At 60.9% G+C, this 12,325-nt stretch carries 13 protein-coding genes; 8 read left to right on the plus strand and 5 right to left on the minus strand.

Going from position 1 to position 12,325, the window contains the following annotated elements:
* Positions 1-251 precede the first annotated feature (251 nt).
* Both AC1RBR_RS03765 and AC1RBR_RS03770 read right to left on the minus strand, forming a co-directional pair.
* Complete coding sequence (locus AC1RBR_RS03765; RefSeq protein WP_003221437.1) at positions 252-602, minus strand: cupin domain-containing protein; 351 nt, start codon at positions 600-602, stop codon at positions 252-254.
* A gap of 34 nt (positions 603-636) precedes the next feature.
* On the minus strand, positions 637-1,575 hold the full coding sequence (locus tag AC1RBR_RS03770; protein ID WP_492563060.1) for a LysR substrate-binding domain-containing protein: 939 nt from the start codon (positions 1,573-1,575) through the stop codon (positions 637-639).
* A gap of 214 nt (positions 1,576-1,789) precedes the next feature.
* On the opposite strand from AC1RBR_RS03770, the gene AC1RBR_RS03775 reads away from it, so the two are divergent.
* Positions 1,790-2,554: a sulfite exporter TauE/SafE family protein gene (locus tag AC1RBR_RS03775; RefSeq protein WP_492563062.1), complete on the plus strand. Its 765-nt coding sequence runs from the start codon at positions 1,790-1,792 to the stop codon at positions 2,552-2,554.
* Here AC1RBR_RS03775 and AC1RBR_RS03780 read toward each other — a convergent pair.
* On the minus strand, positions 2,544-2,858 hold the full coding sequence (locus tag AC1RBR_RS03780) for a putative quinol monooxygenase (protein WP_027614144.1): 315 nt from the start codon (positions 2,856-2,858) through the stop codon (positions 2,544-2,546). The two genes, AC1RBR_RS03775 and AC1RBR_RS03780, sit on opposite strands and share 11 nt — an antisense overlap.
* A 182-nt stretch (positions 2,859-3,040) precedes the next feature.
* Here AC1RBR_RS03780 and mdaB point away from each other — a divergent pair, with 182 nt between their 5' ends.
* From mdaB to AC1RBR_RS03815, 7 genes are all read left to right on the plus strand, one after another.
* Positions 3,041-3,631, plus strand: coding sequence for an NADPH:quinone oxidoreductase MdaB (mdaB, locus tag AC1RBR_RS03785; protein WP_166496110.1), 591 nt, complete (start codon positions 3,041-3,043; stop codon positions 3,629-3,631).
* Positions 3,632-3,804: 173 nt separating this feature from the next.
* Complete coding sequence (locus AC1RBR_RS03790; protein ID WP_095139857.1) at positions 3,805-4,716, plus strand: LysR family transcriptional regulator; 912 nt, start codon at positions 3,805-3,807, stop codon at positions 4,714-4,716.
* A 103-nt stretch (positions 4,717-4,819) separates the two neighbouring features.
* The gene (locus AC1RBR_RS03795) at positions 4,820-5,713 is read left to right on the plus strand and encodes an NAD-dependent epimerase/dehydratase family protein (RefSeq protein ID WP_492563065.1); all 894 of its coding nucleotides are present in this window, start codon (positions 4,820-4,822) and stop codon (positions 5,711-5,713) included.
* Between the two features lie 366 nt (positions 5,714-6,079).
* Positions 6,080-7,429: a GntP family permease gene (locus AC1RBR_RS03800; RefSeq protein WP_492563067.1), complete on the plus strand. Its 1,350-nt coding sequence runs from the start codon at positions 6,080-6,082 to the stop codon at positions 7,427-7,429.
* 13 nt (positions 7,430-7,442) lie between these two features.
* Positions 7,443-8,303, plus strand: a complete 861-nt coding sequence (locus AC1RBR_RS03805) for a MurR/RpiR family transcriptional regulator (RefSeq protein ID WP_115987650.1) — start codon at positions 7,443-7,445, stop codon at positions 8,301-8,303.
* A 1-nt stretch (position 8,304) separates the two neighbouring features.
* Positions 8,305-9,762, plus strand: a complete 1,458-nt coding sequence (locus AC1RBR_RS03810; RefSeq protein ID WP_492563069.1) for an N-acyl-D-amino-acid deacylase family protein — start codon at positions 8,305-8,307, stop codon at positions 9,760-9,762.
* A 198-nt stretch (positions 9,763-9,960) separates the two neighbouring features.
* Entirely contained in the window at positions 9,961-10,329 is a 369-nt protein-coding gene (locus AC1RBR_RS03815) for a glyoxalase superfamily protein (protein WP_095139854.1), read from the plus strand.
* Positions 10,330-10,390: 61 nt separating this feature from the next.
* On the opposite strand, the gene AC1RBR_RS03820 is transcribed toward AC1RBR_RS03815, so the two are convergent.
* On the minus strand, positions 10,391-10,756 hold the full coding sequence (locus AC1RBR_RS03820) for a DUF6124 family protein (RefSeq protein WP_027614134.1): 366 nt from the start codon (positions 10,754-10,756) through the stop codon (positions 10,391-10,393).
* Between the two features lie 515 nt (positions 10,757-11,271).
* On the minus strand, positions 11,272-12,288 hold the full coding sequence (gliR, locus tag AC1RBR_RS03825) for an AraC family transcriptional regulator GliR (RefSeq protein ID WP_166496115.1): 1,017 nt from the start codon (positions 12,286-12,288) through the stop codon (positions 11,272-11,274).
* Between the last annotated feature and the right edge of the window lie 37 nt (positions 12,289-12,325).

The following is a 12,325-nucleotide window of genomic DNA, read 5'->3' on the forward strand; positions in this document are numbered from 1 at the left end:
AAATTGCGGGGGTGAGCTTCTGTGGCGAGGAGCTTGCTCCCGCCGGTCTGCGCAGCAGACCCAAATCCGGTCAATGCGGTTCTTCAGAAAAACCGCATTGACTGAAGTTACGACTGCTGCGCAGCCGAGCGGGAGCAAGCTCCCTCGCCACAGGTTTTATAGAAGGCAAAAAAGATCGCAGCCTTCGGCAGCTCCTACATGGGGAAATGTACACCCTGTAGGAGCTGCCGAAGGCTGCGATCTTTTGCTTGTCAGGCGAAGACGAAATATTTGCGCACGGTCTCGACCACTTCCCAGGTGCCTTTCATCCCCGGTTCAACCACGAAGATGTCGCCGGCACGCAGGTGGATCGGCGCCATGCCGTCCGGGGTGATGATGCAGTAGCCTTCCTGGAAGTGGCAGTACTCCCACTTCACATAATCGACCCGCCACTTGCCCGGGGTGCAGATCCAGGTGCCCATGATCTTGCTGCCGTCTTCGCTGGTGTAGGCGTTGAGGTTGACGGTGTGCGGGTCACCTTCGAGTTTTTCCCATTTGCAGGCGTCGAGTACCGGCAGCGGGTGGGTGTCGCGCAGAACGGTGATGGGGGCGGTCGCGGTCATGGGAACTCCGGGCAGAAGGATTTGAAGTAGAACCCTATAGCGCCTGCTCGCCGTTCAGTTGTCTGTGCTCGACATCGAGCTGCTCAGAAACGCGCGGATCGGTGAGCGCGTGTAACAACGCGCGGGCGTAATTCGGCAACGCGGTAAAGTCCCTGGCGCACAACATGAGCGTGCGGCGCGCCCACGTTTCGTTGAGCGCAACCCATTTGAATGACCGCAAGGCAGACCGCTCGACCACAGCCAGCGGCACAATTGCTAGCCCGACACCTCGGGCGACCATACGCATCGCTCCATCGAAACCGTCGGCGCGAATGCGGATCTGCATGCGTGAGCCACTGTGCAGCGCCTGTTCTTCCAGATACACCGCCAATGCACTGTCGTTGCGCAGTCCGACAAAGTCATGCTGCAGGGCGTCGCTGAAACGGACTGGCGCAGCGTCAGACAATGGGTGCCCGAAGGGCAGAATCAGCACCAGCGGATCGGCACGAAATGGCTGGGTCTGCAGGTCGGTGGTATCTACTGCGTCGGACACAATCCCGAGGTCCGCCGCCCCTTGGCGCAAGGCGTGAGTGATGCGCGTGCTGGGCAGTTCCTGCAGATCGATATCAAGATTGGGATGGCTGCACAGAAATTCCGCCAGCACCTCCGGCAGGTATTCAGTGATCGCGGTGGTGTTGCACAGCAGTCGCACCTGACCCTTCACGCCTTGGGCGTAATCCGCCAGATCCTGCTGCAGGCGTTCGGACTGCTGCAGGAGGATCCGCGCATGTTGTGCCAGCGCCTTGCCGGCGGGCGTCGGGCTCACCCCTCGGCGGCCGCGTTGCAGGAACTCGGTGCCTAGCGAGGCTTCCATGGCACGGATGCGCGCGCTGGCGGCGGCGAGCGAAAGATGACTGCGGGCGGCACCGGCGGTGATGTTGCCGGCGTCGAGGATGTGCAGGTAGAGGCGCAGGTCGGTGAGGTCGAAGTGCATGGGGCAGCCTGTGGTTTTTGTGATGTCTGGGCGGGCCTCTTCGCGAGCAAGCCCGCTCCCACAGTTTTGGATTCACCACTAGTTCACTGTGGGAGCGGGCTTGCTCGCGAAAGGGCCGTCAGCCGCAAAGCAATTAACAGCCTCTTGTACTGGCAGAGGCAGCCTCAGTATATGGCAGATTTTCAGCGCACCCGCCAAAGCGCACAGTAGCGCCATGAACGCACTCGCAGACTTCTATCAAAACCTCGGCCTGGCCCTGTCCCTGTTGGTCATCGCCACCTTCATCATGGCCGGCCTGGTCAAAGGCGTGATCGGCCTCGGTCTGCCCACCGTCGCCATGGGCCTGCTTGGTCTGGCTATGGCGCCGTCGCAGGCAGCCGCGTTGCTGATCATTCCGGCGACGCTGACCAATGTCTGGCAATTGGCGTTCGGCGGGCATTTGAAAGGGCTGCTCAAACGCCTGTGGCCGCTGCTGTTGATGATCTTCCTCGGCACCGCCGTCGGCACGTTGTCGATCGGCATGGCAGGCGGGCATTGGGTGGTGCGTGGGCTGGGCGCGGCGTTGCTGCTGTATGCGCTGAGCGGTTTGTTGCTGCCGACGCTGCAGGTCAATCCTCGGCAGGAACCGTGGCTCGGCCCGCTGTGCGGGCTAATCACCGGGGTCATCACTTCGGCCACCGGTGTGTTCGTGATTCCGGCGGTGCCGTACCTGCAGGCGCTGGGTTTGCAGCGCAATGAGCTGGTGCAGGCGCTGGGCCTGTCATTCACCGTCTCGACCCTGGCGCTGGCCGGCGGCCTGTTCTGGCGCGGCGCACTGGGCAGTGGCGAATTGAGTGCGTCGCTGCTGGTGCTGATCCCGGCGCTGCTGGGCATGGGGTTCGGCCAATGGCTGCGTCAGCGCATCAGTGCCGTGCTGTTCAAGCGGGTGTTCTTTATCGGACTGGGCGCACTCGGCGCCCATTTGCTGATCAGCGGCTAGCCGACGACGCGCTGAGCATGTCGATCCGACGGATATCGAAATCACGCTCCAGATACGTCATGCGGTTGTCGAAAAACTCGCGCATGTGCGGCAGGTTCGAATGCACGTCGAGGTGCGCCTGGCTTTCCCAGATCTCGTAAAAGATGAACAGCGTCGGGTCTTCCTTGTCGCGCAGCATGTGGTACTCGATGCAGCCGGGCTCGGCGCGGCTCGGTTCGACATAGGCGCGAAACAGCGCTTCGAAAGCCTCGGCTTTCTCAGGGCGGGTCTTGGCGTGCAGGATGAAACCGTGGCGTTCACTCATCAAAACAACTCCTCAAATGCAGATGGCCGGGAATGCTATTGCAACAATCGGCATTCGATTCGTGCTTTTTGATCAAATGTATTTTGCGCCGACGCGGCTTATTCCGCGCGAGATGGATGGTTAACCTGCCGCCATTCGTTTTCCCATCTTTCTCCAGCCCAATGGCTGTGCGAGGCGTTCTGATGAAAAAAGTGTTGTTGCTCAATGGTGGCAAGAAATTCGCCCACTCCGACGGTCGTTACAACGCGACCTTGCACGAAACCGCGCTGAGCGTACTGGATCGCGGCGGTCTGGATGTCAAAACCACGTTCATCGACGAGGGCTATGACGTCGCTGAAGAAGTGGCGAAATTCCTCTGGGCCGACGTGATCATTTATCAGATGCCGGGCTGGTGGATGGGCGCGCCGTGGACAGTGAAAAAGTACATCGACGAAGTCTTCACCGAAGGCCACGGCAGCCTCTATGCCAGCGATGGTCGTACCCGTTCCGACGCGTCGCAGAAGTACGGCAGCGGCGGCCTGATTCAGGGCAAGCAATACATGCTGTCGCTGACCTGGAACGCACCGCAGCAGGCGTTTGATGACCCGAGCGATTTCTTTGAAGCCAAGGGTGTGGATGCGGTGTATTTCCCGTTCCACAAGGCCAATGAGTTTTTGGGCATGACCGGGTTGCCGACGTTCCTGTGTGTGGACGTGATGAAGCGCCCGAACATCGAAAATGATGTGGCGCGGTATGAGCAGCATCTGAAACAGGTGTTTGGCCTCAAGGCTTGATGGATTTCAGGCTACTATCGAATGGCTTGGCCTAATCCTGTGGCGAGGGAGCTTGCTCCCGCTGGGCTGCGCAGCGGCCCTCGCTTTTACCTGAACCGCAGGGGAGCGCTTCGCACTCCAGCGGGAGCAAGCTCCCTCGCCACAATGAGTACGCATTCGATTAGAGAGTTTCCGTGAAAGCCAGATCCGATGAGTTGCAGATTTTCGTCTGCGTGATCGAGTGCGGTTCGATTTCCGCTGCTGCCGAGCAGGTCGGCCAGACCCCCTCGGCGGTCAGCCGCACACTGTCGCGGTTGGAAGCAAAGCTCGACACCACGCTGATCAACCGCACCACGCGGCGCATGGACCTGACCGAGGAGGGCAAGTATTTCTTCGAGCAGGCCAAGCTGATTCTTGATCAGATGGATGCGCTCGAAGAGCGACTGTCCTCACGCCAGCAGACCCCGTCCGGACGCCTGCGAATCAACGCCGCGTCACCCTTCATGCTGCACGCCATCGTGCCGTACATCGACGAATTCCGTGGCCTGTACCCGGACATCCAGCTCGAACTCAACAGCAATGACCTGATCATTGACCTGCTGGAACAAAGCACCGACGTCGCCATCCGCATCGGCACTCTTGCCGACTCGACGTTGCATGCGCGCTCGCTGGGTTGCAGTCCGCTAATGATCGTCGCCAGTCCGGCCTATCTGGAAAAGCACGGCGCGCCGCAGCAGGTCGCCGACTTGAGCGAACACACCCTGCTTGGCTTCACCCACAACGAAGGCCTCAATCAGTGGCCGCTGCGCTACGTGCATGGCGACCGTTGGCCGATCACTCCGGCGATCAGCGCTTCCAGCGGCGAGACCGTGCGCCATCTGGCGCTGGAAGGCCAGGGCATTGCCTGCCTGTCGCACTTCATGACCATCGACGACATCCGCGCCGGGCGCCTCAAGGTGTTGCTGGCGGAATTCAACAGCGGTTATCGCCAGCCAATCAACGCGGTGTACTACCGTAACTCGCAACTGGCGCTGCGCATCCAGTGCTTCCTCGACTTCATCCAGAGCAAACTCGCGGCGTACGCCAGTGCGGATTTCAGGGGCTGATTCGTGATCCCTGCGCAACAGTGATTTGGGCGGGGGCGGGTTTTTCCATCGGGGTGACCGGTCGATACTCGCTGCATCACTTATTCACGCAGGGAGTTTCTCCATGAACGTATTCATCACCGGCGCTGCCGGATTCATCGGCGGTTCCATCGCCACCGGCCTGGTTCAGGCCGGGCACCGTGTCACGGGCCTGGTGCGCAGCGCCGAACAGGCCGATGAGCTGAAAGCTTTGGACATCACCCCGGTGATCGGCACCCTCGAAGACAGCACATTGCTGGCTGAACAGGCCCGCGCCGCCGATGCGGTGATCAACGCCGCCAGCAGTGACCACCGCGGCGCGGTCGAGGCCTTGCTCGATGCCCTGCGCGGTTCGAACAAAGTATTCCTGCACACCAGCGGTTCGAGCATCGTCGGCGATGCCTCGGGCGGCAAGTCCAGCGACGTCATCTACTACGAAGACAACCTGCCGGAACCCACCGTCGACAAGGCTGCCCGTGTGGCCATCGACAACCTGATCCTCGCCGCCGCGCAGGACGGTGTGAACTCGGCGGTGATCTGCAACACGCTGATCTACGGCCACAGCCTGGGCGTCAATCGCGACAGCGTGCAGCTGCCGCGTCTGCTCAAACAAGCGCGCAAAAGTGGTGTGGTGCGACATGTCGGCACTGGCCAGAACATCTGGTCCAACGTGCACATCGAAGATGTCGTCGCCCTGTACCTGCTGGCGCTGACCAAAAACGTACCGGGCACTTTCTACTTCGTCGAAAGCGGTGAAGCGTCGTTCATCGACATGACCACTGCCATGGCTCAGGCCCTCAATCTTGGCCAGCCACAAGACTGGCCACTGCAAGACGCCGAAGCTGAATGGGGCTACGAAATGGCCAACTACGGCCTCGGCTCCAACAGCCGCGTACGCGGCAAACACGCCCGCGAACTGCTGGGCTGGGCGCCGAAGCGTACGTCGGTGGTGGACTGGATTCGTAACGAAATGGTGTGAGCCCGCGCCACACCGTGTGAAGCCATTCGCGAGCAAGCTCGCTCCCACAGGTTGACCGCATTCTTGCTGAAGGAATGCAATCAAACTGTAGGAGTGAGCCTGCTCGCGATAATGGCGTGTCAGTCAAACAATCATGTTTTGACACACCACTATCGCGAGCAGGCTCACTCCTACAGGGCTTTGGGTTTGCGCGAGAGCCATGTAAATCCCGCCCCGCGATTTTCATTAATCGCGACAAGACATACCCAGCAGCGACACGCCTTACCTTTCCACGAAAATTACTTTCATGGTGTTTGAAAACTCGATCTCGAAATGATTTATGAGTTTCACAACCCATTCGAACGTGACCCTTTCGAGGAGTACCGCATGACGCCTTCCTTCGGCTATTGGCTGCTGATCTATGCCGCCGTCGCCATCATCGCCTTGATCGTGCTGATCGCGCGTTACCGGCTCAATCCGTTCATTGTCATCACCCTGATTTCCATTGGTCTGGCGTTGGTGGCGGGGATGCCGCCGTCGGGCGTGGTGGGGGCGTATGAGGCCGGGGTGGGTAAGACGCTGGGGCATATTGCGCTGGTGGTGGCGCTGGGGACGATGCTTGGCAAGATGATGGCCGAGTCCGGCGGCGCGGAGCAGATGGCCCGCACTTTGATCGAGAAGTTCGGCGAGAAGAACGCGCACTGGGCGATGGTTTGCATCGCATTTCTGGTCGGCCTGCCGCTGTTCTTCGAAGTCGGTTTTGTATTGCTGGTACCCATCGCCTTTACCGTGGCGCGGCGAGTGGGCGTGTCGATTCTGATGGTCGGCTTGCCGATGGTCGCCGGTCTGTCGGTGGTGCATGCGCTGGTGCCGCCGCACCCGGCGGCGATGCTCGCGGTGCAGGCGTATCAGGCCTCGGTCGGGCAGACCTTGCTGTATGCGATTGCCATCGGTATTCCGACGGCAATCATCGCCGGGCCGCTGTACGCCAAATTCATCGTGCCGCGTATTCAACTGCCGGCGGATAACCCGCTGGAAAAACAATTTCTCGACCGCGAACCGCGCGACAAGCTGCCGGGTTTCGGCATCACCATGGCGACCATTCTGTTGCCGGTGGTGCTGATGCTGATCGGTGGCTGGGCCAATCTGATTTCCACGCCGGGCAATGGGTTCAACCAGTTTCTGTTGTTCATTGGTAACTCGGTGATTGCGCTGTTGCTGGCGACCTTGCTGAGTTTCTGGACGCTGGGCATCGCTCAGGGTTTCAATCGTGAATCGATCCTCAAATTCACCAACGAGTGCCTGGCACCGACCGCCAGTATCACCTTGCTGGTTGGCGCCGGCGGTGGTCTGAACCGGATTCTGGTGGACGCTGGGGTCACCGATCAGATCGTCGGTCTGGCCCACGAATTTCACCTGTCGCCGCTGATCATGGGCTGGCTGTTCGCCGCGTTGATGCGGGTGGCCACCGGCTCGGCCACCGTCGCGATGACCACCGCGTCCGGCGTGGTTGCGCCGGTAGCCATCGGCCTGGGTTATCCACACCCGGAATTGCTGGTGCTGGCGACCGGCGCCGGCTCGGTGATCTTTTCCCACGTCAATGACGGCGGCTTCTGGTTGATCAAGGAATACTTCAACATGTCGGTCGCGCAGACGTTCAAGACCTGGACCGTGCTTGAGACCCTGATCTCGCTGGTCGCTTTCGGTCTGACCGTCGGCCTTTCTTATCTGCTGTAACCGGAGCCCGCCCATGGACATCCTTTATCAGATCCGCGCCCGTCAGGACTCCTTCAGCGCGGGCGAGGGCCGCATCGCCCGGCTGATGCTCGACGATGTCGGTTTTGCCGCCTCCGCCAGCCTCGAAGAGCTGGCGCAACGGGCCGAGGTCAGCACCGCCACGCTGTCGCGTTTCGCCCGTACGGTGGGCTGCCGCGACCTGCGTGATCTGCGCCTGCAACTGGCTCAGGCCAGCGGCGTTGGCAGCCGTTTTCTCGACCCGGCGGGCACGCCCGAGCAGTCGGCGTTCTACGGGCAGATTGTCGGCGATATCGAAACCACGCTGCGCCAGCATCTGGCCGGGTTTGACGAATCACGCTTCGCCGACGCGGTAAAAATGCTCGGCCAGGCACGGATGATTCACGCGTTCGGCATGGGCGGTTGCTCGACCCTGTGCAGCGACGAATTGCAGGTGCGCCTGGTGCGCCTCGGCTACCCGATTGCGGTGTGTCACGACGCGGTGATGATGCGCGTCACCGCCGCCAGCCTGAACGCCGAGCAAGTGCTGATCGTCTGCTCGCTGACCGGCATCACCCCGGAGCTTTTGGAAACCGTCGAACTGGCGCGCAACTACGGCGCACGCATTCTGGCCATCACCCGCGCCGACTCGCCGCTGGCCGAATTGGCCGACATCGTCCTGCCGCTGCAAGGCGCAGAAACCTCGTTCATCTACAAACCGACGGCGGCGCGCTACGGCATGCTGCTCGCCATCGATGTGCTTGCGACCGAGCTGGCGCTGGCCAACCCTGAAGACAATCAAGAACGTCTGCGGCGGATCAAACTCGCCCTCGACGAATACCGTGGCGGCGACGATCACCTGCCGCTGGGAGACTGAGATGCTGTACGACACGCTGATCCGCAACGCTACCGTCATCGATGGCAGCAACACGCCCGGTTACCGCGCCGATGTGGCGATTCTCAACGGGCGCATCGAGCGTATCGGCGACCTGCGCGATGCCCGCGCCGCTGAAGGCATCGACGCCGCCGGCCGCGTGCTCGCCCCGGGTTTTATCGACGTGCACACCCACGACGACACGGTGGTCATCCGCCAGCCGCAGATGCTGCCCAAACTCAGCCAGGGCGTGACCACGGTGATTGTCGGCAACTGTGGGATCAGCGCCTCACCCGTGACGCTGAAAGGCAATCCGCCGGACCCGATGAACCTGCTCGGCAGCGCAGCGGCGTTCGTCTATCCACGTTTCAGCGATTACCGCGCCGCCGTCGAAGCGGCGAACACCACGTTGAACGTGGCCGCGTTGGTTGGCCACACCGCACTGCGCAGCAACCACCTCGACGACCTGTTGCGCACCGCCACGCCTGACGAAATCGCCGCCATGCGCGAGCAATTGCGTGAAAGCCTGGAGGCCGGCGCGCTCGGGTTATCCACAGGCCTGGCCTACGCCAGCGCCTACAACGCCTCCACCGACGAAGTGAAGCAACTGACCGAAGAACTGACGGCATTCGGCGCGGTGTACACCACCCACCTGCGCAGTGAATTCGAACCGGTGCTGGAGGCGATGGAAGAAGCGTTCAGCATCGGCCGTCACTCACAGTCCCCGGTAATCATTTCCCACCTCAAATGCGCCGGTGTCGGCAACTGGGGGCGCAGTCCGCAGTTGCTCGCATCGCTGGAGGCAGCGGCGAAAACCCAGCATGTGGGCTGTGACTGCTATCCCTACGCGGCGAGCTCTTCGACGCTGGATCTGAAGCAAGTCACCGATGCTCACCGCATCACCATCACCTGGTCGACGCCGCATCCTGAAGTCAGCGGCCGCGACCTGATCGACATCGCCGCCGAATGGAACGTGCCACTGCACGACGCCGCCAAACGCCTGCAACCGGCGGGCGCGGTGTACTACGGCATGGACGAGGCGGACGTCCGAAAAATCCTCGCGCATCCGCTGTCGATGGTCGGTTCTGACGGACTGCCGGAAGACCCGTTCCCGCATCCACGCCTGTGGGGCGCTTTCCCACGAGTGCTCGGACATTTCAGTCGTGATGTCGGACTGTTTCCGCTGCACACCGCCGTACACAAGATGACCGGTCTGTCGGCGGCGCGGTTTGGCTTGAAAGGGCGTGGCGAGATTCGTGAGGGCTATTGGGCGGATCTGGTGCTGTTCGATCCGGCGACGGTGCGCGATGTGGCGGATTTCCGTGAACCGCAACGGGCAGCGCAGGGCATTGACGGAGTCTGGGTCAATGGCGTGTTGAGTTATCGCGACGGGCAGGCGAATGGTCGCCGGGAAGGGCGGTTTCTGGCACGCGAAGGTGATCTGCGCGCAGGTTTTCGTTGATTGTGATGACGCCAAAAGATCGCAGCCTTCGGCAGCTCCTACAGGAGATCGCATTCCAATGTAAGGGCTGCCGAAGGCTGCGATCTTTTGATCTGCGTCTCATAGTGGCACTCTGAGATTAAAGAATGTCGAATCCAAGCCGAATTGCTGACATCCAGCCCAGCTAAACTCTTGGGCCAACCAGTCAGGGAGCACCCCATGAGCTTCGGCAAAACCACCCCGATCCTGCGGATCTTCGATGAAGCCAAGGCGTTGGAATTTTACGTCGACTTCCTCGGCTTCAAGATCGACTGGCAGCATCGTTTCGAAGCGAACTTCCCGCTGTATCTGCAGGTGTCGCGTGGCGAGTGCGTGCTGCACCTGTCCGAGCATCATGGCGACGCGACGCCGGGCTCGGCGTTGCGTATCGAGACCGATGAGCTGGAGGCGTTTCAGCAGCAACTGATGGCCAAGGAATATAAATTCTCGCACCCACAGATTCAGGCGATGCCTTGGGGCAGTCAGGACATGACGATTGCCGATCCGTTTGGTAATCGACTGGTGTTCACCAACGCGATCAGTGTCTGATTCGAGACAGGCAAAAAAGCCCGCTGCCATACCATCAAGGTCTGGCCGCGGGCTTTTTCGTTTATTCGGTCGGCACTAATTTATCCAGCACGCGATTGACGGCGATCTCCGCCACCATCACTACTTGCGCGATGCCTTGCAGGGTCTTGCGGTGCGAGCCTTCCAGCAGGCCGGCGAAGTCGTTGAGCATCACGGTGGCCGAGCCGAGGGATTCGCAGGCGTCGGCCAGCAACGGTTCGGTGCCGCTGGCCGGGTTGGCCATGTAGAGACGATTGGGCTGGTATGGGGTGGCCATGATGGCGGGCCTCGGTGGGCCGAGGTAGTGGTCGAGGGCGCGCTCGGCGGCTTCGTGGAATTTCCTTGATTCGGGGGATTCGTAGGGGGAGGCCGCGTCGGTGGGCGGCGGGTTGGGTGTTACTTTGAACATATGCCAGATCCTCATTGAGGGCTGGCCGCCGTTTCCCTACTAAAAGAAATGGAGGCAGCCGTACGCAGGTTAGTAGACCGGGGATCTGGGAAACCGGCGCGCCCGAGGGCGCCCTGCGCACAGCCACCATAACGTTCAGGCAAGACCTGACTGTCTGATGAGCGATACGCCCCAAAAACCTCGGGCTACTAAACCCGATCACTGGAAATCAGTGACGGACTCAAGTTACCGACGGCCTCCAAGGCGCACAAGCCGGCGGATTCTGGCTTAGCCGTAGGCAGTGGCGCAAGGATTTGTAGGCCGGTGAGCCGTAACACTGAGTGTCTTTAAACAGGCGTGCTGAAAAGTGTTTATTGCACTACAGGAGCGGAGGATTTGTCTGTCGGATTGAGGTGAGGCGACTGGCGCCTTCGCGAGCAAGCCCGCTCCCACAGTGGATCTTCAGTGAATGCAGATTTTGTGTATGACACAAATCCCCTGTGGGAGCGGGCTTGCTCGCGAAGAGGCCAGTCCCGTCAACCCCGATGCATCTGCCGAAACTCCCCCGGCGGCATCCCGCGCCTGCTCTTGAACGTACGATGAAACGACCTCGGCTCGGTAAACCCCAGATACTGCGCAATGTCCTGAATCGGCAAGGTGCTGTTGAGCAAATAATGCTCGGCCAGCTCCTGACGCAAATCATCCAGAATCTGCTGATACGACGTCCCCGCCTGATGCAACTGGCGCTGCAACGTGCGCACCGACACCGCCATTTGCTCGGCCACCTGTTCCTTGCGCGGCAAGCCTTCCTTGAGCAGCTGACGCAGGATGCTTTTGACCCGTTGTTCCAGCGACGCATCCTCCAGCGTCGCCATCAAGCCCATCGCGTGTTCTTCCAGGGTACGCAGCAACTGCGCATCGGCCTGGCGCAGCGGTAATTGCAGATACGCCAGCGGCACGATCAGCGCCGAATACGCTTGCTCGAACAGCACCGGGCAATCGAAAAACGCTTCGTACTGCGCCTGGGTAGCGTCTGGCGGGCACGGATGTTCCAGCCACACGGCGGCGGGCGACATCTGTGTGTCGGCGATCCAGCGGGCATATTGCAGCCACGAGCCAAGAACGTTTTCCACCAGATGCCGGCGAATCCGCGGACGCTCGTAGCGGCAAGTCCAGATCAGGTGTACATGACCGTCCTGCACTTCGGCACGGCTGACGCCCATGTCGCCCACCAGTTTTTCGAACGGCATGATCCGGCTCATGGCATCGCCCAGGGTCGCGCAGTTCATGGTGATGTAACCGAGCACGCTCCAGGAATTGGGCAGGACGAAATTGGCCGCGTTGAGACCAAACAGCGGATCGCCCGAGTGCTCGCAGAAATAATCGAGCAGGCGTTCATGGGTTTCGCCCGGCAGGCGCAGGCTGTTGTCGCTCAGTTGCTGCGCCTGCAATCCGGCTGCCGCCAGCGCCGGCTCGATGGCCATGCCCAGTTGCTCGGCATGGCGCACGTATTTGAGCAGCGGCGGAACCGAGGTGAAGCCGAGCGATTGCATGATCCGAATCCCTTGATCAAGGCCTGCATGAGCGAAT

It is taken from the genome of Pseudomonas sp. GW823-FHT01D03 (assembly GCF_058798255.1).